Genomic DNA, 23196 nt, shown 5'->3' on the forward strand with positions numbered 1-23196 from the left:
CGTGTCATTTCCGGGGAGGACAGCGCATGAGAAGACATCGGTTCGGCGCGACCATGGCAGCTTTGGTGAGTATCGGCATGCTCGTATCCGGTTGCGGCACAACAACAGTCGTCAGCAATCAGGCGCAGCCGGCCATGGACAACCCGTGGGAGCTCACGGGCGCGGTGTCGTCCACCGGCCCCAGCGGATCGCGTCCCGGTGTGCCCGACACCGACCGGAAGGCCGAGAACGGCGACAACGGCAAGATCGACAAGCTCGCCCTCAACGCCATCGCCGACATCGAAGAGTACTGGCAGACAGAGTATTCCAAGACTTTCCGCGGCGCCTTCAAGCCCGCCTCGAAGGTCATCTCGTGGTCGGCGCGCGCCACCGAGGCGGAGTCGGTGCAGTTCTGCAAGTCCAGCACCTACAAGCTGGTCAATGCCGCCTACTGCCCGCTGGATCACACCATCGGCTGGGACCGCGCCGTCCTGCTGCCACTGCTGGTCGACAAGTACAAGGAGATGTCGGTTGTGATGGTGCTGGCCCATGAGTACGGCCACGCCATCCAGTCCCAGGCCGACCTGTTGCGCGGCTTCTTCACCGACGCGCTGGTCAAGGAGCAGCAGGCCGACTGCCTGGCCGGGGTGTTCCTTCGCCATGTGGCAGAAGGCAATTCGAAACACTTCACGCTCAACACCACCGACGGCCTCAACGGCGTGCTCGGCGCGACCGTGGCCGTGCGCGACCGCGACCCCAACGACCCTGACGCCGTGCACGGTTCGGCATTCGAGCGGGTCAGCGCGGTGCAGATGGGATACACCGACGGCGCGAAGTCCTGCGAGGGCATCAACGAGGCCGAGATCGAGAAGCGTCGCGGTGGCCTGCCGGTCACCTTCGACGACGGTGAGAAAGACGCGCAGCTGCCGGTGAACAAGGAAAACCTGACCACCCTGGCAGCCCAGCTGAGCAAGTCGATGCCGATACAGAACGCGCCGAAGTTCGATTACGCGGGCGTCACCCGCAAGTGCGCGTCGACCACCACCACCGAGCCGGTCTCCTACTGCCCTGGCTCGAACACCATCGGCACCGACATTCCCGCCATGGCCAAACGTGCCGGCGAAGGCGCGAGCGGCAAAGAAGAACCGCTGTCGGCGGTCGTCACCGGCGACTACAACGCCGCGGCGGTCTTCGTCTCCCGCTATGCCCTCGCGGTGCAGCAGGACCGCAAGCTGTCACTGACCGGCGCGGAATCCGCGGGCCTGCGCACCGCGTGCCTGACGGGTGTGCTCACCACGAAACTCAGTGAGCCCAACAGTGATCCGCGCCTGTCGGCGGGCGATCTCGATGAGGCGGTCTCGGGCCTGCTCGCCGACGGTATCGCCGCCTCCGACGTCAACGGCAAGGTGGTGTCGAGCGGGTATCAGCGCCTCGAGGCCTTCCGCACCGGCGTCCTCAGCGGCGAACAGGCCTGCTTGACGCAGTTCAAGTAGGTCAGTGCGAGGTAGGCAGTGATCGCAGGGAGCTGAGGGTGTTCGCCACCGCGCGGGCAGCCTCGGCTCCCTTTGTCACGAAGTGGTTGGTGTAGTAGTCCACGTGCTCGCTGTGCTCGTGGAAGTGGTGTGGGGTGAGCACCACCGAGAACACCGGCACGTCGGTGTCGAGCTGCACCCGCATCAGTCCGTCGATCACCGCGGAGGCGACGAAGTCGTGGCGGTAGATGCCGCCGTCGACGACGAGGGCCGCGGCGACGATCGCGTCGTAGCGGCCGGTCCTGGCCAAGCGCTTGGCGTGCAGCGGGATCTCGAAGGCACCGGGGACGTCGAACACCTCGACGACCTCGGGGTCGAACCCGAAGCCGGTGTATTCGGCGAGGAAGCCTTCGTGTGCCTTGTTGACGATGGAGCTGTGCCAGCTCGCGCGGATGAAGGCAACGGCGCCGGTAGACGTGGTCATGGGTGATGAGTCTACTAGGTCACCCGCGCGAGAACTTACTGACCGGTAACATGTGCCGTCAGCCATTCGGTGACATCGCCGAGCACCTGCGCTCGCTCGGGCTCGTTGAACACCTCGTGGTAGAGCCCCGGGTAGCGCAGCACCGTCAGGTCGACCGAGCCCGCGTCGCTTTCGAGCAGATCGGCGCTCGACGGTGACGCGATGGCATCGGCGGTGCCGTGCAGCACCAGCAGCGGCGCGGTGAGCGCGCCGAGGCGCCGTTTCACCAGCGCGGTGTGCTCCAGGATCTCCACCGCTGTGCGTGCGGGCAGCTTGCCGCGGAAGACCAGCGGGTCGTCGTCGTAGGCGCGAACCACCTCGGGGTCGCGGCTGATCGTGGACGAATCCAGTGTCAGCACACCGAGATTCGGCGCGAACCGGGTGAGCAGGGGAGCGGCGAGGCGCTGGATCGCGTTGCCGAGCGGGATGTCGAGGGGCGGTGCGGACACCACGATGCCCGCCACGTCGACCGGCCCGCGGGTCGCCAGGTGCAGAACCACCAGGCTGCCCATCGAATGGCCGAGCAGGAACCGAGGGACACCGGGGTGGGCGGCCCCGGCGACATCGAGCAGGGTCGCGACATTGTCGGCGGCGCCCTGCATCGAATCGATATTGGCCGCCGCGCCTTCGGACAAACCGTGCCCGATGTGGTCGAGTGCGTAGACCGCGAAGCCGGCGTCGACCAAGGCGGCGCCGACGTGCTCGTAACGGCCCGAGTGTTCTGCGACGCCGTGCACCAGCGCCACCACCGCGCGCGGTGCGGACTCGGGTTGCCAGGCGCGCCAGGCGATCTTGCCGCCGTGGCCCGCGAACTCGCCGGTGTCGGTCGTCATCGTGGCGCTCCTGTGGTGTCGGGCGCCGCGGCGAGCCGCTCGATGAGACGCCGGTTGAACTCGATCAGCCGAGCGTAGTTGAGTCGCGAGATCCGTTCGTCTGTTCCGTGGATCCGTTCCAGATCCGCCGGGGTCACCACGATCGGCGCGAAGTTGCAGCGGGTCGCCGCCAGGCCGTCGTAGTGGCGGGAATCGGTCGCGCCGGGCACGATGCCGGTGGTGGTGACGATCCCGGGCACCACGCTCGAGGCCAGCTCGGCGACCATGTCGAAAGCCGGGCCCGGATCGGTGAACCGCGAGGGCTCCGATGTGGGTCCGACGAGGTCGATCGCCACGCCGATATCGCGGATCACCTTCGCGCAGTGCGCGAGCACCGCCGCCACCGAATCACCGGGCAGGATACGGAAATTCACCAGCGCCTCAGCGCTCTGCGGGAGCACATTGGCCTTCACGCCGCCGCTGATCACTGTCGGCGCGGTGGTGGTGCGGACGAGAGCCTCGGTGGTCGGGCCCGCCGCCATGATCCGGGCGACGAGGGGTTCGGCCAGTTTCGCCAGCCCGCGCGAGTCGGTGAGTCCGAGCAGTGTGCGTCGCGGTTCGGGCAGCGCTTCGCGCATGCGGGCGAGCATGTCGCTGATCACCGGCGTCAGCCGCAGTGGCATCGGATGATCCTGCACCCGCGCCACCGCGCGCGCCAACCGGCCCACCGCGGTCTGCTTGCCGGGCATCGAGGAATGTCCACCGGTCTCGGCGACCGAAAGCCGCACCGTCGCATAGCCTTTCTCGCCGAGCATGATGCTGGCCACCGGCCGGTCCACCCCGTCGGCGACGCCCTCGGTGATCACCCCGCCCTCGTCGAGCAGCAGTTCCGCGCGCACGTCCTGCTCGCGCAGGTGCTGCGCCATCCGCACCGCGCCGCTGTCACCGAAGACCTCTTCGTCGTGACCGAAGGCGAGGAACATGGTGTGGCGCGGGCGAATTCCGGCCTCCAGTGCCCACTCGACCGCCTCCAGCACGGCGAGCACGCGGCTCTTGTCGTCGATCGCTCCACGGCCCCAGATGAATTCGTCGTCGACGACACCGGCGAACGGCGGATGGGTCCAGCGTTGCGCGTCGTCGACCGGGACCACATCCAGGTGAGCGAGCAGGATCGCCGACACCGCGTCCGGCTCGGCGCCGTCCCAGCGGTAGAGCCTGCTGTGGCCGAAGCTCGTCAAGGTCAGCTCGGAGTGCACGCGGGGGAACGCCGTCTCCAGGTGGGCGGCCAAGCGGGCGAACTCCGCGTCGGCGGTGTGCGCGGGGTCTTCGGTCGACACCGTCACGCACTGCAACGCGACAGCCAGGCGCCGGGCGACCTCGTCGTCGACGCCCTCGGTGACGGGGGACAGGGCAGGCTTCTCGGTGATCGGGCGCACCTGCGCCATTGTGGCCCGTGCTGACGCCGTTCGCCCGCGGAAGGCGCGGCGAAACGCCGGGATCGTGGCGCGGTGTGATGCGGTCTGACGGCCTGACGGCGCGCCATCTAAGCTGGCACCATGGCAGGAGGCAAGGGCGGCAAGCCGTCGAAGGAAGCCAGGGCCGCGGCTAAAGCGGCCCGTAAGCAGGCATCACGCGAGCGTCGTCAGCAGTTGTGGCAGGCGTTCAACATGCAGCGCAAGGAAGACAAGGCGCTGCTGCCGCTGATGATCGGCGCACTGGTCGGCACCACGGTGATCTTCTTCCTCATCGGGCTGATCTTCGACATGCAGTGGTTCCTGCTGCCGCTGGGTCTGCTGCTGGGTGTGCTGCTGGCATTCATCCTGTTCGGGCGCCGCGTGCAGAAGAACGTGTACCGCAAGGCCGAGGGTCAGGCGGGCGCCGCGGCGTGGGTGCTGGAGAACTTGCAGGGCAAGTGGCGGGTCGCCAACGGCGTCGCCGCGACCACCCAGCTCGACGCCGTGCACCGCGTCATCGGCCTGCCCGGGGTGATCTTCGTCGCCGAGGGTTCCCCGCAGCGCGTCAAGTCGCTCATCGCGCAGGAGAAGAAGCGCACCGCCCGGCTGGTCGGTGACACCCCCATCTACGAAGTGATCGTCGGCAACGAGGAAGGCCAGACTCCCCTCAAGGAGCTGCAGAAACACCTCACCAAGCTGCCGCGCAACATCGACGTCAAGCGGATCGACCAGATCGAGGGCAGGCTCTCGGCCCTGAGCTCGCGCAGCGGTCCCGCGATGCCGAAGGGCCCGATGCCCCCCGGCGCGAAGATGAAAGGCATGCAGCGCGCGATCCGTCGCCGCTGATCCGCACTACCACCACGAGCCCGTCCCCTGATCGCAGGTGGCGGGCTCGCGGCGTTCAGCGGGCGTTGACTAGGGACGTCCCGGTCGCCCGGTCGTGCATGCCGCGCCCGTCGGCATCGGTGAACAACGCGGGCACCACGAACACCAGCAGCGCCTGTCGGGCCAGCGCGCGCACGAACCCCACCGCCACCGGTGCGTCGATGCGCAGCACCCGCAGCTTCATGAAGTACTGGCCGGGGGTGAATCCGAACAGCGTCACCGCGGCCACGCCGACCACGAACCACACCAGCAGCGGCACCGACGACGACACGAAACTGCGGGTGATCACCGCCGCGATCCCGACCGCGATGAACCAGTCGATGAACAGCGCGACCACCCGGCGCCACGTCGGTGCCAGTGATCCCGCACCCTCGCGCGGCAGCCCGTACAGCTCACCGGGGTAGCCGGAGATGTCCGAGTCGCCGGGTTCGCCCGGGGAGCCGGAGAGCCATGTGCCGGTAATACGCGCCATGGCTCCCAGGATAGAGGCGCGCGATCGGTCGCCGACGACCGCATTAATGGAGGTCACGTCAGCGCGGGATCGCGCGGATGGCAGGATTAGCCTGAAGGTCGCGCCCGGATGGCAGACATCACCAGCCATCTGGTTCGCGTAACACTGGCGAAACACAGCCTTGACTGTTGGGAAACACCGCGTCCTTAGCGTCAGGTCGCGACGAACCCCTTCGTGGCGACTGCGCGCAGGTCGTTCGAAAGGGCCAGCATCGCGACTGGCTGGGAACCGATTCGTAAGGAGAGCAAGTGACGTTCAGCACGGCCGAAGAGGTCATTCAGTACATCAAGGAAGAGGACATCGCCTACGTCGATATCCGCTTCTCCGACCTGCCCGGCGTCCAGCAGCACTTCTCGATCCCGGCCAAGGCGTTCACCGCCGACCTCGCGGAAGAGGGCCTGGCGTTCGACGGCTCCTCGGTGCGCGGCTTCCAGTCGATCGACGAGTCGGACATGCTCCTGCTCCCCGACTTCAGCACCGCCCGGATCGACCCGTTCCGTGCCGCGAAGACGCTCAACATGAACTTCTTCGTGCACGACCCGTTCACCCGTGAGGCCTACTCCCGCGACCCGCGCAACATCGCGCGCAAGGCGGAGGAGTACCTGCGTTCGACCGGCATCGCCGACACCGCGTTCTTCGGTGCCGAGGCCGAGTTCTACATCTTCGACGGCGTTCGCTACGGCTCGGAGATGAACGGCTCGTTCTACGAGATCGAGTCCGTCTCGGGTTCGTGGAACACCGGCAAGGAGTTCAACCCGGACGGCAGCCGCAACCTCGGCTACAAGGTCCGCAACAAGGGTGGCTACTTCCCCGTCGCACCGTACGACCACTACGTCGACCTGCGCGACGAGATCTCGACCAACCTGCAGAACGCGGGCTTCGAGCTCGAGCGTGGCCACCACGAGGTCGGCACCGCTGGTCAGGCCGAGATCAACTACAAGTTCGGCACGCTGCTCTCGGCGGCGGACGACCTGCAGCTGTTCAAGTACATCGTGAAGAACACCGCGTGGAAGGCAGGCAAGTCGGTCACCTTCATGCCGAAGCCGCTCTTCGGTGACAACGGCTCGGGCATGCACGTGCACCAGTCGCTGTGGAGGGACGGCAAGCCGCTGTTCCACGACGAGGCCGGCTACGGTGGCCTCTCGGATCTGGCGCGTCACTACATCGGCGGCATCCTGCACCACGCCCCGTCGCTGCTGGCGTTCACCAACCCGACCGTGAACTCGTACCACCGTCTGGTGCCGGGCTACGAAGCCCCCATCAACCTGGTGTACTCGCAGCGCAACCGCTCGGCTGCCGTGCGTATCCCGGTCACCGGCAACAACCCGAAGGCCAAGCGCATCGAGTTCCGCGCGCCTGACTCCTCGGGCAACCCGTACCTGGCCTTCGCCGCCATGATGATGGCGGGCCTGGACGGCATCAAGAACAAGATCGAGCCGATGGCCCCCGTGGACAAGGACCTCTACGAGCTCCCGCCGGAGGAGGCCAAGAACATCCCCCAGGCCCCCACCAGCCTGGCCACGGTCATCGATCGCCTCGAGTCGGACCACGACTACCTCACCGAGGGCAACGTCTTCACGCCTGACCTCATCGAGACCTGGATCCAGCTCAAGCGCGACAACGAGATCGCCCCGGTCAACCTGCGCCCGCACCCGTACGAGTTCGAGCTCTACTACGACGTGTGATCCTGACCTGCGCGAACGGACCTGATCGGCCCGTTCGGTAGGCAGTGGTACGCAGTAAACGGTGTCGAGTCCACCCGTTCGGTGATCACAGACGTGATCACTCGGCGGGTGGACTCGTCTGTATCCGGCCCCAGGTGGTGACGTGTGTTCGGCGGGTGCCCTTTCCGTAGAGCTCGGACGGAACGCGCCTATGCGCCACCGAGCGACATGGACGGCACCGTGTGCCTCGAGCAACCGCCTGGCGCGGCCTGCCCCGCCAGGCGCTCATCGATCCAACGCAGAACCGCGGGAGTCGCACTGATCGCGAGACTGACGTGCTCGCTCAGTTGGTCCCGCGTATAGGTGATCTGCGCTCCCGATGCGCACCACTGTGCCACCGCCTGGTCGACCCTTGCGATGTTGACGATCTCGTCGTGCACGGCGTTGTAGAGGAACAGCGGCGCGGTCGGCGCCTCGGGGCCGAAGTCCAAGTCGGCCAACGACGCCTGTACCTGCTCGAGCAGTTGCGAAAAAGGGATCGTCAGATAGTCGTCCATGCGCAGGAACGCGTGCTGAGCCATGTTCGGCGTCAAGCATTTGCTGTCACCCGCAGCCATCAGGGCTTGGCCGGCAGGCGTCAGATATTTGTCGAAAGCCGCCGCCAGACGTGGATCGGCGCGCATCATGCCCGGCAGGAGCGACGGCAGGAAACCGGAGAACGGACCGGAATCGAGCGACTCCAGGTAGCGGCCGATGGGTGCCGTCCAACCACCCATGGCAACACCGACCAGTCGTATTTCGGGAGCGTAGGCCGGGTGAACCTGCGCGGCCCAACTGGTGCCGAACGACCCGCCGGAGTAGCCCATCGCAGCGACCGGAGTATCGGTGCCGGACAGGCCGAGCGGCGCGAAACCCTCGGCCGCGCGCACTCCGTCGAGCACGGCGTAACCCGGCTGTTCCGGGGTGAGCATCGACCCTTTCGGCCCCTGCCAGTCGGGTACCGAAATCGCATGACCGGACGACAACATCTGGTCGATCTGAATGAAATCCAGAGAGGCGTCGTACTTGTCAGGCGCTCCTTGCCGGAGCGCGAACGAGGGAGCGCACTGTGGGGCCGAGGCATCAGTGGCAGCCTGATAGCTGATCAATCCTTTGACCTGCCCGGTTCGTGGGCGCAGCACCGTCGTCACGGTCGCCATGGGGTGGCCGGCGGTGTCGGTCGTTCGATACAGCAACTGCCAGGCATCGGCGTCCTGCGCCTGCGGCCCCAGCGACGCCACCTCGACGGGTCGCGAATTCAGGATGGTGCCCGGCGCCTGCGAGTCCCAGCCTGATCCCGGGGTGTAGAACGGGTCGTTCCGCGGAGTCGGCAGCGGATCCGCACTACCGATCGCTATGGGAGTTCCGACAAAGCACAACACGGCCGACACTACGATCACAACCGAGCGCAGCTGACCGCGCTTGACCGCTGAACACGTTGCACCACAGGCTGATACGACACTGCCCATCAGGCGGACTTCCCTCCCCGGAGGGGACCGCCTCCCGCGAATTCCCCTGAAGGCAGTGAGAGTACATCCCCCGATCGGGATGGATACCCGAACTGACGACGAAGATCGCGGCTGCCTGCGACGACTGCTGGGAACTATCGCTGGACGGTGCGGGCGAGGATGCCGAGGGTGGCTCGCAGTGCCGACTCGGGAATGATCGGGAAGATGGCCGCCTCGCGGTAGCGGGGCGCGATCTTGCTCCAGTCGTAGTACGAGGTGACCAGGGTGCCGGTGTCGCTTGGCTCGAGGCGATAGCCGTAGAGGTGCTCGATCGGCGGCTTGATGGCGCCCGAGATCGTCCATTCGAGCTGCTTGTCCTGCTCGAATTCGGTGATGATCACGGTCACATCGTATTTGCCCATCGGCAGGTCGTTGAGCGACTCGCGATCCATGTGCACGATGAACTCGTCGCCGACGCCGGTGACGGGCTTACCCTCCGCCGATTGCAGCATGCCCGAACTGTCGATCGCCACATGCCCTTCGGGGGAGCACAGCAGCGTGAAGATTTCTGCGGGTGACGCGGAGACATGCCGCTGGACCTCGAACCGTTCTACCGTCATACCCCACCCTCGCACACTCAGCGCCGACGCGGACCACGTGCGTCGGCGTCAACGTGGAGGGGCAGGGTTTCGGCCAAGGCCGCTCGGGCGTCGCCCAGATGTCGGGCGAGGTCGCCGCCTCGGTTGAGCCAGACGCGGTACGCCGAGAAGAAGCAGGCCATGCCGATTTTCGCCCAGAGTGCCGGGCGGACATCGGTATCGACGCAGACGCCGAGTCGGCTGGCCAGGTGCTGCTCGATGAGTTGTTCTACGGCAGCTTGTTTGGCCAGATCGCGGGCGCGCAGGGCGGGGGACTCGGTGATCAGGGCGTCGCGGGTGCGCGCTTTGGTGAGTTGTTCGCCGCCGAACCGGCTGACCAGCGGGGTGATGACGACGGCGAGGGTGGTTTCGGGGTGTTCGCCGTCGGGGCGTTCGGCGAGGAGACGGATCAGGTCAGCACGCAGGTCGTCGTCTTCGGGGAAGACCAGCTCTTCTTTGCTGGTGAAGTAGCGGTGCAGGGTGCGGGTGCCGACTTCCGCGGCCGCCGCGATCTCGGCGACGGTGACGCCGTCGAAGCCTCGTTCGGCGAACAGGCGGAACGCGGTGTCGACGATGGACTGCCTGGTCCGTTCCCGTTTGAGATCCCGCAGCGACATCGAGACAGTGTCGCATGGCGACCCAATGTGGCAGACTGTGCCATATGACATCAAGTGACAGAACAATCGTGGTCACCGGCGGTACGAGTGGGCTCGGCTACGAATGCGCCAAGAACCTCGCGCTCGACCCGCGCAACACGGTGGTGATCACCGGTCGAGACGCGACGCGAACTCAGAACTTGGCCGCGGAGATCGGCGCGCACGGCATGGCCCTCGATCTGTCCTCGCGTCCGTCGGTCGGTGCGTTCGTCGACGAACTCGTCGCCGCCGACCTACCACCGCTGTTCGGCCTGGTCTGCAACGCCGGTGTGCAGTTCACCCGTCGGACCCGCACCGTGGACGGCCTGGAGGCGACTTTCGCCACCAACCATCTCGGTCACCTCGGCCTCATCCTCGACCTGCTCGATCACTTCACCGCGCCCGCGCGAGTCGTCATGGTGTCCTCGGGGACTCACGACCCCGACCAGTTCACCGGCATGCCGCACCCACTGCACGCCACCGCACGCGAACTGGCCTACCCGCCGCCGACCGAATCCGCGCAGCGTGACGCCCGCCGCCGCTACACCACCTCGAAGTTGGCGAACCTGCAGACCGCCTACCACCTCGCCCGCGAGCTGGCTCCGCGCGACATCATGGTGAACGCGTTCGACCCAGGCCTGATGCCTGGAACCGGATTGGCTAGGGACGCAAGCAGTTTCCAGCAGCTGGCCTGGAAGACGATCGCCCGCGCCCTTGTCGTCCTCCCCGGTGTTCGTACGCCGCGCGGCTCCGGCGCGGACCTCGCCTGGCTGGTCGCGACCCCCGAACGCGAGGGGATCACCGGTCAATATCTGGTGCGTCGCACTCCGGTCCGCTCCTCGGTGGCGTCCTATGACGAACCGGCGCAGCAGGCTCTCTATCGAGACAGTGTGGAGTTGCTCGCCGAGTTGGATGCGCGAGCAAGCCGATGATCGGTGACACGCCCCGGATAATCGGGGCTGGACGGCGGGGCGGGGACCGGCAATAGTCCGGGGGTGCGATTGGGTGTGGTGGTGGCGCGGGCCGTGGCCGGTGTGGCGTTGGTGCTCGGGATGGCGGTGCCGGCGACGGCTGAGCCGGTGAATGTGGCGTACACGTGGACGCAGGAGTATTTCACCGCGCCCGACGGGACCCGCCTGCATGCCGATGTTCTCCGTCCACCGGGCGTTGCCGACGACGCGCGGACTCCGGTGCTGCTGACGGCCAGTCCGTATCGGGCGCATCTGGCGTACCTGTCCCAGCCTCGTCCTGGTGGTGGGCCGTCGACCGACAACCTGCCGGTCGAGTGGGCGCTGCGGGCGGGATACACGTATGTGATCGTTGATCTGCGCGGGTTCGGTGGGTCCAACGGGTGCCCGGATTTCGGTGGCCCGGGGGAGCGGTCGGATGTGGCGGCGGCGGTGGAGTGGGCGGCGAGCAGGCCGTGGTCGACGGGGCGGGTCGGGGTGGTCGGGACCTCCTATGAGGGGTGGACCGGGATGATGGCGCTGGCCGCGAAGCCGAAGGGGCTGGCGGCCGTGGCGGCGTTCGAACCGGTCGTCGACCCGTACTCCTACCTCTACATGCAGGGCACGGCGTGGAAGTTCGGTGGAAAACCGTTGACCGAGGATGGTATTCGCCCCGCCGACACCGCAGGCGCGGAACACCTGGCCATCGCTTCGACCCCCGGCCACCCGGACGACGGCGACGAGTACAAGGCCAACGCGACCCAGATGACCCAGGACTGCGCCGCCCGCTACCTCGCCCTGACCACCGACCACAACGCCGCCAACCCGGACTGGCGCGAGCGCGACATGGTCGATGCCGTCCGCGGCAACACCACCCCGATGTTCCTCGGCCAGAGCTTCCTCGACTCCAACACCCGAGCCGACCGCATCATCGAGGCATGGGAAGCCAGGGGCCCCGGCGAACACCGCGCCTGGTTCGGCCAGTGGGGCCACTCGGACTGCCGCGAGAAGTGCGGCACACCCCAATTCGCCTCGGAGCTCTACGCATTCCTGGACAAGCACGTGGCCGGCGCCGATGTCGAGGTGCCGGGGCCGCCGGTGACCGTCGGCCAGTTCGACGGCGGTTGGCGCAGCGAAACCGCCTGGCCACCTTCCGATTCCCGCCGCGCGGCGGTTCCGCTGCGTACCGGCTCCTACAACGATCGCTCGCTGTTGCCAGGTGCGGACCGGGAAATCTGGTCGATCTCGGCCCCGGTATCCGAGCCCGCGCACCTGGCAGGCCGAGCCACCGCCGCCCTGACTCTGTCCGGCCCGCCCGAAGCGACTGTCGCACTGGAGCTTTACGACATCGCCCCCGACGGCCGCGCCACCGTCATCACCCGCGGCATCGCCCCCGTTCGCCCCGAATCCGAGATCCGGCTGCTCTGGCAAGACGCCCGGCTGGCCACCGGCCACCGACTCGGCGTCCGAATCACCAACGCGGTCGACGACGTGTGGTCGCACACGCCGACGAACGCCGCCGTCACCGTCACCTCGGCCCGCCTGGATCTACCCCTGCTCACCACACCGCGAGAGCTGAATCTGCCTGGCGGCGTACCTATCTGGCACGCGAGGTGGCGAACCGAGGAAACCATCACACTCCCGCAGGAGATGTTGAACGATCCCGCGCTGCGCATCGAACTGCCGTAGAAGAGGGAGCCGCTCGTCCCGTTATTGCGTTGCGGTGGAGACCTGTTCGCCTTGCAGCGCGCGCGCGACCAGACCGGGATGGGTCAGCTGTGGGTAGTGCCCGGTGTCGGCGATCGTCGTGACAGGCCGGTCGGTCGGCTCGATCAGCGGATCGTCCGAACCGACGATGATGTCGACCGGAACAGTGACTCGGGCCAGCTTGGCGGCCAGTTCGTCTCGTGAGGCACCCGCTGCGCGCAATGCCGCCCAGGTGCGCTGCGCGACGCCGGGCCGCCGAAGGTTCGCCACCGCGGAGCTGATGGCAGGCCCTTCGGGAATGCCCAGTCGCGCAGCCAATGCCGTGTCGGACATCCGCTTGACGACCCCAGCGGCGATGGCCGAACCCGTGAGTCGGGAGGGCGGCCGCTGCAGGAACGCGGGTGCGATGAGCACGAGCCGAGACACTCGATCAGGATGGCGGAGCGCGAATTCGACGGCCGCCCACGCACCCAGCGAGTGGCCGACGACGACCGGCCGAGTTCGCACCGGCGCCATCAACTCCTCCATCCAGTCCCCGGCCGACCGTGAAGAAGCCGCGGAGCGCCCGAGCCCGGGGAGGTCAGCCGCCAGTGCGGGGGCATCCAATTCCCGCACCACGTCGGTCCAGGAGTCGCTGTCGAGCGGAATCCCGTGCAAAAGAACATATTCCGGCTCGGCTCGCTCACCGATCAGCCACGTGCCGTTGCGGAAGCCGGATTGCGGTGGGGGAGTGACGGTGCCGTTGCGGCTGGCGACGATGCCGTCGGCGTAGGTGCGCAGCAGTTCGCTGACCGGCGGATGGCTGACACCGAGGCGCCGCGCGACGATATCGCTGTCGCTGGTGTCGTACCGATCGCTGCTGAGGAAGGACAGTGCTTCGGGATCGGCGTCGGTCAACGCCCGCGGCAGTCGACGCACCAATCCGGTCGGCAGCGTGAAGCGTGGGGCAGGCACGTTCAGATGATCGGCGACGAGCCGAATCAGTTCGGGCAGTACGGGAGTCGCGGCATCCAGCAACGGATACGACTTGCCGATTGTGTCGGGTTGCGTGGGCAGCCCGACGATGAACCGGGCCACGTAGTCGAGATCCACGACCGGAACGAAGGTATCGGCCGAGCCCGGCAGTGCGGGCAACCGCCGCTGCCAGAGGTTGTCGATGATGTCGGAGAGCCCGAAATACTGGCCGGGCCCGAGCACCCCGGAAGGATTCGCCATGGTCAGCGGGATCTCCCGCTCGGCCGCGATGCGCCGCAGCAGGAGATCGGCCTCGACCTTCGACGCCTCGTACGCGCCTTTGCCGTAGTCCTGCTTGCCCTCGCCCTCGGCGGCGCGATAGCCGGTGATGTGCACGATGCGTCGCAGATCCGGTTGCCGCGCAGCCCATTCCAGCACGTGCATCGCCCCGTCGAGATTGACCCGGCGCGCCACCTCCTCGTCCAGTCCGAACTTCATCAACGCGGCCGCGTTGTACACATCCCGCACCCCCTCGACTGTGTCGCCCAGTGCGAGATCCGGTTCGCCGATATCGGTGGTGGTGATGGTCAGGCCGGCGGCGTCGACTCCCTGCTCGTCTAGCCAGGTCCGCAGTCGATCCTGACTGCCCGCACGCAGCGCGGCGGTGACGGTATGCCCAGTCCGGAGCAGTTCGGCGACCAGCGCGCGGCCGATGAATCCGGCGGCGCCGAAGACGACCGAGTCGGTGTGTGCCATGGTGTCCTACTTTCAGTAGACCGATTTACATATTTTGTGGTGATGAGTCGAGAGTCCAGATGGGGGCGCTCAGACCAGGACGTCGATGGTGTCGGCGAGGTGCTGAAGCGGTTGGCGGGAGCGGTGGGTCCGTGCCAGCACCAGCCCGCCTTCGATCAGGGCGAGCGCGACCGTGGTGATCCGTTCGGGTTCGGGGTGACCGAATCCGATCAGCCGTTCCCGGATCGCCGCTTCCCAGAGTTGATAGGTCGCCGAACATGCTTGCTGCACAGCATCATTGGTTGAAGCGGTATCCAACGCGACAGCCGCCACCGGACATCCGATGGTCCAGTTCGACGCTTCGAGTTGATCGCCCAACAGGTTCACCATCTTTCGCGCGAAATCCCGCGCGTCCGTCGCTTCGATCGTGCGGATGATCGAGGCGATAGAGGTACCGCTCTCAGCGAGCGCCGCGGCGACCAATTCGTCCTTGCCGCCGGGGAAGTGGAAGTACAGCGACCCGCGTGGCGCCCCGCTCTCCTGCACGATCTGGTTGAGCCCGGCGCCGAAATACCCGTGTGACTCGATCAGCGACCGCGTCGCCTTGATCAGCTTGCACCGCGTTTCGGCTCCCTTTTTGCCCACCGCCTAAAACTAGACCGATCTACATATTTCCGCAACCGTCGATCGTGCGGTCGGCTGTCGTGAGCCCTACTCGTGACGTGATGTCAGAAGCTCGGCCGCGCCCGCGCACAGTTGCTCGACAACGGCCGCAGCAGGCTCGATATGCGTCACCGAACCGACGCTCTGACCCGCATCCACGGGCGCGAGCCGGGGGTCGTCCCCGGCAATCGCCGCACGAAGCTGTTCGGCGTCGGGTCGGCTCTCACCGCGGGACCACGGATCGGTGAACTCGTTGCGCAGCACACGCGCCGGATAGATCGGCGGCCATGGCAGATCGAGCGCCTCGTCGAAAGCCGTGGTGACGGTGGTGCTGCTGGAGTCGGCGGCCAGCATCGCCAGCCGGGCGGATTCGGGCAGCAGTGATTCCTCGGCAGCGGCCAGGCAGGTTCCGAGCCAGGCGCCCGCCGCACCCGCCGCCAGCACGGCCGCGAGTGTGCGCCCGGAGCCGATACCGCCTGCGGCCAGGACCGGCACGGTCGCGATATCGAGGACGGCGTCGAGCAGCGGTAGCAAGCCCAGCCGGTCGGCCCCGTGACCACCACCTTCGCTGCCGCGCGCCACGACGATGTCGATGCCGGCGTCCTGCGCACGGTGTGCGCCGGGGACGTCGTACACCTGGGTGACGGCGAGGATTCCCGCCGCGTGCACCTGCGATACCCACGAGAAATCGGTACCGAAGCTGACCGAGATGATCCGGGGACGTGCGGCGAGCGCGGCCTCGAGCAGGCCGGTTTCGCGGTCGCGAACCCAGTCGACGAGCCCGATTCCACCCGGTGCGCCGGCGACGGCCAGCTCACGCCGCAAGGCCACCACCGACCCTGCGCTACCCATCCCGATCATCCCGAGCCCGCCTGCCGCGCTCACCGCGGCCGCGAGCCGTCCACCCGCCGCACCGCCCATCGGCGCGTTCACCACCGGCACCCGCAGTCCCATGGATCGAGACCACGGTGTCGACAAGGACCACTCCGGCATCGGTGCACCTTTCGCCTCAGCTTGGACACTGTCATCATGACAGCCGACGGAGGCCGCTCGGTGCGCGTATCTTCGACGACACTGCCCCGTGACGAGACAGGATTGCGATGACGATCAGAGATCGCCTCGAGCAGATGGTGGCCGAGCCGCCGACGGTGTTCGGCGAGCCGATCGAGACAGCCGACGGCGCGACCGTCATCACCGTCTCGCGCGCTGGTGGTCTGCTGCGGCACCCTCGTCCGGTCGGGTTGTTCGTCGTCCACGAGGGGCGCGCGCACTGGACACCCGCGATGGACGCCAACCGCATCGCTCAACTCGGTGAATGGATCGGCCTGCTCACCGCAGTCATCGCGGCACTGGCGATTCTGCGTCGCCCGCCGTGGCCGGACCTGCGCCGCCGGATCCACTGAGCCCGTACAGCGCGAGCGTCTCGAACCGCTGCCACGCCAGTGCGGGCGGCGTCGGCACCGGCGATTCGATCACCGTACCCAGCACGCCGAGCAGCCCCCACGAGAGGAATTCGATCGTGCCCGTCGGCTGCTCACCGAGGAGTTCACCGACCAACTCGGCGACACCCTGCCGGTAGGCGCGCACTACGGTGGCGGTTGCCTTCGGCCCGATCAGTGGGCGATACACCTCGGGATACTGCGCGGCCAGATGGAACATCACCCGCAGCGGTGCGAGCGGGGAGCCGGGCGTGGTCGTGCGGATGATCTCGCGGCGCAGGAATTCGGTGCAGCTCACCAGCAGCAAGTCGTCCTTGTCGCGGTAGTGCGCGTAGAAGGTGGACCGCCCCACATCGGCGCGGCCGATGATGTCGCTGACGGTCACCTTGTCGTAGCCGCGTTCGATCATCAGCTCGATCAACGCCCTGTGCAGCGTGTCCCTGGTGCGTCGAACCCGGCGATCAGGGTGCTCGGCCATCGCTTCCTCCTGCACGGTTTCCCCGGATCTGTTCGATAACGGACACCTCCGGCGATTCTGCTCCTGGTGACGTGTCCGGCGACGCCCGACCATGAACTCATGTCCCGAAATCAGCTTCTCACCCCCATGTTCGTCGACCACGCCGAGACCGGTCTCGTCATCGCGGGCCTGCGCCGCTACAACCTGTTCACCTCGGTGTTCTTCCTCGGCAGGCACCGTCGCCTGCTCGCCGAATTCGTCACGCTCTCCGGTGCGCGAACAGGCGAACACGCGCTCGATATCGGCTGCGGCCCAGGCAAACTCGTGCGCGCGCTCGGTGCGGCGACCGGCCCGACCGGCGCCGCTGTCGGTATCGATCCCTCGGCCACGGCGGTCGCCGACAACAGCGGCCGTGATCGCGCCGCCCACCATCGCTACGTGGTCGGCCCGGCACAGTCGCTGCCCCTGTCCGAGGCCGAATTCGATGTTGTCACCTGTACTTTCGTCATGCATCACATCCCCGAGTCGCAGCGTGACGCCGCGATCGCCGAAATGTGGCGCGTGCTGCGGCCGGGCGGACGACTCCTGCTCGCCGACGCGTCGCCCTCGCGCCGGATGCGGGCGGTGCTCTCGCCGTTCCTCGGGCGCGGTGGTGACCCGTTCGCCGACGCCGACATCCGCAACTACACCGATCAGGTCCAGTCGGTCGGCTTCACCGAGCTCACCTACACCCAGAGCCGCGACCAGACCGGCATCCTGACCGCGGTGAAACCGGTCGCCCACCACTGATCCCCGGAACCTGTCGGCGCCCTCGGCTAGGGTCGATTTCGACACGATCACCAATCGAGCACGGGGGTGCGGCATGGAGTTCGATCAGCAGGCGTTCGAGCGGCGGGAAATCGAGGCGCGCGAGTTCGCCCTCGCGGCACACGGCGACCAACGCTACGGCGAACATCCCTACGGCACCCATCTCGCGGCGGTTCGCGGTGTTCTCGACGATTTCGGCTACGGCGGTGAACTCGCCCTCGCCGCCTGGCTCCATGACGTCGTCGAAGACACCCCGGTCACCGCGGACGAAGTCGAAACCCGTTTCGGCCGTCCGGTTCTCGATCTGGTGTGGGCGGTCACCGGCATCGGCCCCGACCGCAAGGCGCGAAACCAGAACGCCTACACCAAGATCGCCGCCCATCCCCGGGCCGTGATCCTCAAGCTCGCCGACCGCACCGCCAATGCCGAGGCCAGCCCGCTCGGCAGCAGCTGGATGGGCATGTACCGCACCGAACACCCCACCTTCAAAGCCCACCTCGGCGGCCTGCTCGCCGACGACCCGATCGTGGCCAGAATGTGGGAGCGTCTCGACCGTCGCCTCGATCTCTCGATAGCCCCGCCCGCCGAACAGTGGGCCGACATCGATCAGCTGGTAGCGGCAGGCGAACACGAAAAGGCAGTCGCCGCAGTACAAGCGGCATTCGACTGCGACCCCGGCGAAGCAGAGTTGATTCTGGCCGAGCGCGCCTGATCCGAGTAGATGACGGGTGGCTGCGTAGCCGCCGACCGGTGACGAGCACGCCCGCGTCGCACTGCGTGTTCGAGCAGCGTGATTCAGGCCGGTGGTCGTCCCGGGGTCGTTGGCCCGCCCGTGGCGAGCAACCGAGCGGCTGCGGCGGCCGCGAGTTCCTCGTCGAGCTGCTCATGACCGGATGTACCGCCGCCACCGGGTCCGCCGTCGTCGGCAATGACGCGTCGGGCCGAGAGATGGATCGCGTCTACGCCGACCCGCTGTAGTGCCGCGATGTCACCGACGGTGACTCCGCCACCCGCCATGATCTGGATGCGCCCTGCCGCGTGCTCGACCATCGAGGCGAGTTCATCAACTCCCTCGGCGCAGGTAGCCGCCCCACCAGAGGTGAGCACACGGGTCATGCCACCGGCGATCAACGTGTCCAGAGCGGCCTCGCGGTCGCGGATCTGATCTATCCCACGATGAAAGGTCAGCTCTATGTCATCAACATCGACACCGTCGAGAACACGGCGTAGCCCCTCGACGTCGACCCGGTGGTCGGGGGTGAGCGCACCGACCACCAACCCGCGCACGCCCGCCGAAACCGCCGCGCGCGCATCAGCATTCATCACCGCGAGCTCCTCGGCGTCGGCGTACACGAAACCGCCTGCCCGGCACCGGATCAGCACGTGGACGGGAATTCCCGTCCCGACCACAGCCTCGATCGTCCCGATACTCGGCGTCAGCCCACCCGTACTGCCCAGCGCCGCACACAATTCCACCCGATCCGCCCCGACGCCGCGAGCACCGAGCGCGCCCGCCACGTCCTGCACCGCGAACTCGAGCGCGGTCACCTCAGAACGACTGCCAGGCAGGCTTGTTCGCCAGCGCGTACTTGTAATAGTCCGCCAACTTCAACTTGCTAGCCGCCGCCTCATCGATCACCACCGTGACATGGCGATGCCACTGCATGACCGAGGCAGGGCAGAACGCCGACAACGGTCCTTCGGCAGCGGCGGCGATCGCATCCGCCTTGCCTGCACCGAGCGCGATCATCACCAGGTGCCCGGCCTCGTTGATGGTCCCGAGCCCCTGGGTGAGCACGTGATGCGGCACGTCTTCCGGTCCGTCGAAAAAGCGCGCGTTGTCCTTGCGCGTCTGCTCGGTGAGCGTCTTCACCCGCGTGCGCGAGGTCAGCGCCGAACCTGGCTCGTTGAACCCGATATGCCCGTCGGTGCCGATCCCCAGCAGTTGCACATCGACGCCACCCGCCGCGGCGATGGCCGCGTCGTACCGCCGACCCTCACCCGCGACATCACCCGCTTCCCCGTTCGGGCTCAGCACCCGCGCGGGATCCAGGTTCACATGGTCGACGAACTCCGACCGGATCACCGAAAAATACGACTGCGGATGGTCTTTCGGCAATCCGACGTACTCGTCGAGCAGAAAAGCGCTCGCGGTGGAGAAGTCCAGCTCACCCTCGCTGTACCGGCGCGCCAGCTCCTGATAGCTGCCGAGCGGCGACGATCCGGTCGCCAAGCCGAGGATCGCGTTGCCGCCCTTCACGTACCGGCCGACGATATCGGCGACCGTGCTCGCCACCTCGTTTTCGTCAGCCCGGATCACGATTTCCATCAGATACCTTCCGTTCCGGCGACGAACACCCGCCGCGGCTGCAATGACTGGTCGGTGACGAGAATGTCGGCACGCGCACCGACGGTGAGACTGCCGCGTTCGCCCGCGAGACCGAGCACACGAGCAGGGGTACGGGTCGCGGCGATGACCGCGTCCGACAGAGGCACCCCGGCTTTCCGAACGGTCCAGCGCAGCACATCGACGAGTCGAGCTGTGCCGCCGGCGATCGCTCCGGGTGAACCGTCGTCGGTCGCGAGCCGGGCGACACCGTCGTGCACCTGAACGTCGAGCGCGCCCAGCCGGTAGGCGCCGTCGCTCATGCCCGCCGCCGCCATCGCATCGGACACCAGCGCGATCTGATCCGCCCCGACGGTATCGAACACCATCACCACTGCCCCGGGCGACACATGCACACCGTCGGCGATCAATTCGACCACCATCTCGCCCCGCCCGGCCGCAGCCAGGCACGCGGCGACAGGACCGGGGGAGCGGTGATGCAGTGCGGGCATCCCGTTGAACAGGTGGGTAGCGGTGATCGGCCCACCACGCGCTTCGGCGATGCGCGCCGCGGTGGTCGCGGCGTCGGCGTCGGTGTGCCCGAGGCTCGGCAGCACATCATGACGACGCATCGCGGCCAGCAGCTCATCGAAATGCGCGGTCTCGGGCGCCAGCGTCATCGACCGCACAGTGCCGCGCGCCGCCGCGTAGATCCGTTCGAACAACGCGGGGTCGCCGGGAATGATCGCCGCGGGATCCTGTGCCCCACACCGGCTCGCATTGATGAACGGCCCCTCGAGGTGTACCCCGAGCAGTGCCCCGTCCTCGACAAGATCAGCCAGCACGGCCGCCTGCTCGACCAGCACCTCCGGCTGATCCGACACCAGACTCCCCATCAACCCGGTGGTGCCCTGACTCCGATGATGCGCCGCCGCCACCCGGGCGCCCTGCCCATCAGCATTGGGAAACCCGAACCCGGCCCCACCGTGACAGTGCAGATCGATCAACCCCGGCAGCACCAGATCATCGCTGGGAGCCGGAAGACGTTCGGGATCAGGATGATTCGCGACAGCACCGACCCAGGTGATCCGGCCGTCATCGAATTCGACGACCCCGTCCGCGATCTCACCTTCGGCCGTCCCGACGAGTCGGCCGCGCACAACAACCCTTTTCACGACCGCCCGATGATCGCCGCGACAACCTCACGCGCCACCTGCGGATTCCGGGCAGCACACGCGGCATCCGCCGCATCCTGGCACCGCTGCACATCCACCGCGGCCAACGCCGCCCGCACCGCGGGCAAGGCGGGCACCGACATCGACAAACTCGTCACACCGAGCCCTATCAGCACCGGCGCCAACGTCGGATCCGATGCCGCCTCACCACATACCCCGACAGACTTGCCCGCCGCCGCACCGGCCGCACCGACCATCGCGATCAGATCCAATACGGCGGGCTGCCACGGATCGAGCAGCTGCGCGAGCCCGCCCGCCATCCGATCCACCGCACACGTGTACTGGCTCAGATCGTTGGTCCCGATGCTGACGAAGTCGAGATGCGCGAGCAGATCGGCGGCACGCAGCGCGGCCGCCGGGATCTCGATCATCGCCCCGACCTTCGTCAACCCGGATTCCCTTGCCAGCGCGGCGAACCCGGCTGCTTCGTCGGCAGTGGCCACCATCGGCGCCATCACCCACAGATCGGCCCCGGTCGCCTCGCCTGCCCGGGCGAGCGCGGTGAGCTGGGTGGACAGCGTCTCCGGAAACACCGTGCCGATCCGCAACCCGCGCACACCGAGCGCCGGATTCTCCTCGGTACCGAGATCGAGAAACGGCAGCGGCTTGTCCGACCCGGCATCGAGGGTCCGCACCACGACCCGTCGCCCGGCGAACTGTTCGAGAACGGCTGTGTACGAGGCAGTCTGCGCATCCAGCGACGGTTCGGCCGCCTTCCCGAGATACATGAATTCGGTGCGGAACAGCCCCACACCCTCACTGTCGATCGATCCCGCCTTCACTGCGTCATCGACGGTGCCGATATTCACCAGCAGCTGCACCGGCGTCCCATCGGCGGTATGCCCCGGACCACTGGCCGCCGCGATGCGCGCCTTGTCCGCCGCTGCCTGCTCGAGCGCGGCCTGCTGATGTGCAGGGCTCGGATCGATCACGACCTCACCGGTCGTGCCGTCGAGCAGCACCGGCGCGCCATCGACGAGCCGATCGGTATCGGGACAGTTCACCACCGCGGGCAAGGCGAGGGACTTCGCGAGAATCGCGGTGTGGCTGGTCGGCCCGCCCTCGGTGGTCAGCAGCCCGACCACGTCACTGTCACCCAGCATCGCCGTATCGGCGGGCGCGAGATCGCGCGCGACCAGCACGAACGGATACCCCGGCTCCGGAATACCCGGCATCGGCAACCCGAGCAGCACCGCGACGGCCCGCCCGCCGATATCGCGCAGATCGGTCGCCCGCTCGGCCATGTACCCGCCGAGGGCTTCCAGCTTCGCGCAGAACCCCTCGAACGCCAGGTGCACCGCGTGCGCCGTCGGCATCCCGGCCTCGAGTTCCTTCTCGGTGGCGGCGACGATGCCCGGATCACGGGCCATCGTCGCCGACATCGAAAGAATCTCCGCCGCAACACCACTCACGCGCGCGGCCCTGGCCTGCATCTCGTCGGACACGCCACCGAGCGCATCCTTGACCCGCGCCAGTTCCTCGGTGACCGAGCCGCCGACCGGATCCTGCGCCGAGGTCTCGAGCTGCGATCCGAACCGCAACCACGGCGCGCACACCACACCCGGGCTCACCCCGAGACCCCGGATCACCTGTTCCGGCATCAGGCGGCATCCAGATCCGTGGCGATCAGTGCCGCCAACTGGTCGAGGACAGCGTCGGCACCCTCGGCGTGCAGGGTCACCTCGGCCCCGTGGCCCGCGCCCAGTGTCATCACCGCGAGCACGCTGGCCGCGTCGACCGGTTCGCCACCTCCCAGCGAAATCCGCACCGGCACCCCCGTGTCCTGCACAGCCTTGGTGAGTTTCGCGGCGGGCCGCGCGTGCAGCCCCACCTCGGATCCGACGATGACGGTGCGGGTGCTCATGG

The 23196-nt window shown here is 67.5% G+C and carries 24 protein-coding genes; 8 read left to right on the forward strand and 16 right to left on the reverse strand.

Annotated features, from left to right (window positions below):
• Positions 1-26 precede the first annotated feature (26 nt).
• Positions 27-1472 carry a metallopeptidase gene (locus tag ACLJPD_RS25390; protein WP_410875364.1) on the forward strand — a complete coding sequence of 482 codons (1446 nt, stop codon included), beginning with the start codon at positions 27-29 and terminating at the stop codon, positions 1470-1472.
• 1 nt (position 1473) lies between these two features.
• On the opposite strand, the gene ACLJPD_RS25395 is transcribed toward ACLJPD_RS25390, so the two are convergent.
• Genes ACLJPD_RS25395 through ACLJPD_RS25405 form a run of 3 tightly spaced genes read right to left on the reverse strand, consistent with a single transcriptional unit; the run spans position 1474 to position 4222 of the window.
• Positions 1474-1935 (reverse strand): 6,7-dimethyl-8-ribityllumazine synthase, encoded by a 462-nt coding sequence (locus ACLJPD_RS25395; RefSeq protein WP_410875366.1) that lies wholly within the window; start codon positions 1933-1935, stop codon positions 1474-1476.
• Between the two features lie 35 nt (positions 1936-1970).
• Positions 1971-2807 carry an alpha/beta hydrolase gene (locus ACLJPD_RS25400; protein WP_410875368.1) on the reverse strand — a complete coding sequence of 279 codons (837 nt, stop codon included), beginning with the start codon at positions 2805-2807 and terminating at the stop codon, positions 1971-1973.
• On the reverse strand, positions 2804-4222 hold the full coding sequence (locus tag ACLJPD_RS25405) for a M20/M25/M40 family metallo-hydrolase (protein WP_410875370.1): 1419 nt from the start codon (positions 4220-4222) through the stop codon (positions 2804-2806). Before ACLJPD_RS25405 ends, ACLJPD_RS25400 begins: the two co-directional genes overlap by 4 nt.
• A gap of 120 nt (positions 4223-4342) precedes the next feature.
• Between ACLJPD_RS25405 and ACLJPD_RS25410 the strand changes: the two genes are divergently transcribed.
• Entirely contained in the window at positions 4343-5086 is a 744-nt protein-coding gene (locus ACLJPD_RS25410; RefSeq protein ID WP_410875372.1) for a DUF4191 domain-containing protein, read from the forward strand.
• 55 nt (positions 5087-5141) lie between these two features.
• On the opposite strand, the gene ACLJPD_RS25415 is transcribed toward ACLJPD_RS25410, so the two are convergent.
• Positions 5142-5597 (reverse strand): RDD family protein, encoded by a 456-nt coding sequence (locus ACLJPD_RS25415; protein ID WP_410875374.1) that lies wholly within the window; start codon positions 5595-5597, stop codon positions 5142-5144.
• 287 nt (positions 5598-5884) lie between these two features.
• On the opposite strand from ACLJPD_RS25415, the gene glnA reads away from it, so the two are divergent.
• Positions 5885-7321, forward strand: coding sequence for a type I glutamate--ammonia ligase (gene glnA, locus ACLJPD_RS25420; RefSeq protein ID WP_410875375.1), 1437 nt, complete (start codon positions 5885-5887; stop codon positions 7319-7321).
• Between the two features lie 188 nt (positions 7322-7509).
• Here the strand turns inward: glnA and ACLJPD_RS25425 are convergent, their stop codons facing one another.
• From ACLJPD_RS25425 to ACLJPD_RS25435, 3 genes are all read right to left on the reverse strand, one after another.
• Complete coding sequence (locus ACLJPD_RS25425) at positions 7510-8721, reverse strand: lipase family protein (RefSeq protein ID WP_410875376.1); 1212 nt, start codon at positions 8719-8721, stop codon at positions 7510-7512.
• Positions 8722-8942: 221 nt separating this feature from the next.
• Entirely contained in the window at positions 8943-9407 is a 465-nt protein-coding gene (locus ACLJPD_RS25430; RefSeq protein WP_410875377.1) for a polyketide cyclase, read from the reverse strand.
• A 17-nt stretch (positions 9408-9424) separates the two neighbouring features.
• Positions 9425-10042, reverse strand: a complete 618-nt coding sequence (locus ACLJPD_RS25435) for a TetR family transcriptional regulator (RefSeq protein ID WP_410875379.1) — start codon at positions 10040-10042, stop codon at positions 9425-9427.
• A gap of 44 nt (positions 10043-10086) precedes the next feature.
• Between ACLJPD_RS25435 and ACLJPD_RS25440 the strand changes: the two genes are divergently transcribed.
• Both ACLJPD_RS25440 and ACLJPD_RS25445 read left to right on the forward strand, forming a co-directional pair.
• Positions 10087-10992, forward strand: a complete 906-nt coding sequence (locus tag ACLJPD_RS25440) for an SDR family NAD(P)-dependent oxidoreductase (protein WP_410875381.1) — start codon at positions 10087-10089, stop codon at positions 10990-10992.
• A 63-nt stretch (positions 10993-11055) separates the two neighbouring features.
• On the forward strand, positions 11056-12696 hold the full coding sequence (locus ACLJPD_RS25445) for a CocE/NonD family hydrolase (protein ID WP_410875383.1): 1641 nt from the start codon (positions 11056-11058) through the stop codon (positions 12694-12696).
• Positions 12697-12717: 21 nt separating this feature from the next.
• On the opposite strand, the gene ACLJPD_RS25450 is transcribed toward ACLJPD_RS25445, so the two are convergent.
• The 3 genes from ACLJPD_RS25450 to ACLJPD_RS25460 all read right to left on the reverse strand — a co-directional run bounded on the left by ACLJPD_RS25450 (position 12718) and on the right by ACLJPD_RS25460 (position 16059).
• Complete coding sequence (locus ACLJPD_RS25450) at positions 12718-14424, reverse strand: alpha/beta fold hydrolase (protein WP_410875384.1); 1707 nt, start codon at positions 14422-14424, stop codon at positions 12718-12720.
• Positions 14425-14493: 69 nt separating this feature from the next.
• A complete protein-coding gene (locus ACLJPD_RS25455; protein ID WP_410875386.1) occupies positions 14494-15048 on the reverse strand; it encodes a TetR/AcrR family transcriptional regulator in 555 nt (184 codons plus the stop codon).
• Positions 15049-15114: 66 nt separating this feature from the next.
• On the reverse strand, positions 15115-16059 hold the full coding sequence (locus ACLJPD_RS25460; protein WP_410875388.1) for an NAD(P)H-dependent flavin oxidoreductase: 945 nt from the start codon (positions 16057-16059) through the stop codon (positions 15115-15117).
• Between the two features lie 107 nt (positions 16060-16166).
• On the opposite strand from ACLJPD_RS25460, the gene ACLJPD_RS25465 reads away from it, so the two are divergent.
• A complete protein-coding gene (locus ACLJPD_RS25465) occupies positions 16167-16469 on the forward strand; it encodes a hypothetical protein (protein WP_410875389.1) in 303 nt (100 codons plus the stop codon).
• Here ACLJPD_RS25465 and ACLJPD_RS25470 read toward each other — a convergent pair.
• Complete coding sequence (locus ACLJPD_RS25470) at positions 16405-16983, reverse strand: TetR/AcrR family transcriptional regulator (RefSeq protein ID WP_410875391.1); 579 nt, start codon at positions 16981-16983, stop codon at positions 16405-16407. The two genes, ACLJPD_RS25465 and ACLJPD_RS25470, sit on opposite strands and share 65 nt — an antisense overlap.
• A 99-nt stretch (positions 16984-17082) precedes the next feature.
• Here ACLJPD_RS25470 and ACLJPD_RS25475 point away from each other — a divergent pair, with 99 nt between their 5' ends.
• Positions 17083-17751: a class I SAM-dependent methyltransferase gene (locus ACLJPD_RS25475; RefSeq protein ID WP_410875392.1), complete on the forward strand. Its 669-nt coding sequence runs from the start codon at positions 17083-17085 to the stop codon at positions 17749-17751.
• Positions 17752-17824: 73 nt separating this feature from the next.
• On the forward strand, positions 17825-18481 hold the full coding sequence (locus tag ACLJPD_RS25480; protein ID WP_410875394.1) for an HD domain-containing protein: 657 nt from the start codon (positions 17825-17827) through the stop codon (positions 18479-18481).
• 83 nt (positions 18482-18564) lie between these two features.
• Here ACLJPD_RS25480 and ACLJPD_RS25485 read toward each other — a convergent pair whose 3' ends face one another.
• Genes ACLJPD_RS25485 through ACLJPD_RS25505 form a run of 5 tightly spaced genes read right to left on the reverse strand, consistent with a single transcriptional unit; the run spans position 18565 to position 23194 of the window.
• Positions 18565-19317 (reverse strand): copper homeostasis protein CutC, encoded by a 753-nt coding sequence (locus ACLJPD_RS25485; RefSeq protein ID WP_410875396.1) that lies wholly within the window; start codon positions 19315-19317, stop codon positions 18565-18567.
• Between the two features lies 1 nt (position 19318).
• Entirely contained in the window at positions 19319-20098 is a 780-nt protein-coding gene (gene nagB, locus ACLJPD_RS25490; RefSeq protein ID WP_410875398.1) for a glucosamine-6-phosphate deaminase, read from the reverse strand.
• Complete coding sequence (locus ACLJPD_RS25495) at positions 20098-21270, reverse strand: N-acetylglucosamine-6-phosphate deacetylase (protein WP_410875399.1); 1173 nt, start codon at positions 21268-21270, stop codon at positions 20098-20100. Before ACLJPD_RS25495 ends, nagB begins: the two co-directional genes overlap by 1 nt.
• Positions 21267-22931, reverse strand: a complete 1665-nt coding sequence (gene ptsP / locus ACLJPD_RS25500) for a phosphoenolpyruvate--protein phosphotransferase (protein ID WP_410875401.1) — start codon at positions 22929-22931, stop codon at positions 21267-21269. The genes ACLJPD_RS25495 and ptsP overlap by 4 nt, the downstream gene beginning before the upstream one ends.
• The gene (locus tag ACLJPD_RS25505; protein WP_410875402.1) at positions 22931-23194 is read right to left on the reverse strand and encodes an HPr family phosphocarrier protein; all 264 of its coding nucleotides are present in this window, start codon (positions 23192-23194) and stop codon (positions 22931-22933) included. Before ACLJPD_RS25505 ends, ptsP begins: the two co-directional genes overlap by 1 nt.
• Between the last annotated feature and the right edge of the window lie 2 nt (positions 23195-23196).

Source organism: Nocardia sp. A7 (assembly GCF_046549215.1).
Classification (GTDB): domain Bacteria; phylum Actinomycetota; class Actinomycetes; order Mycobacteriales; family Mycobacteriaceae; genus Nocardia.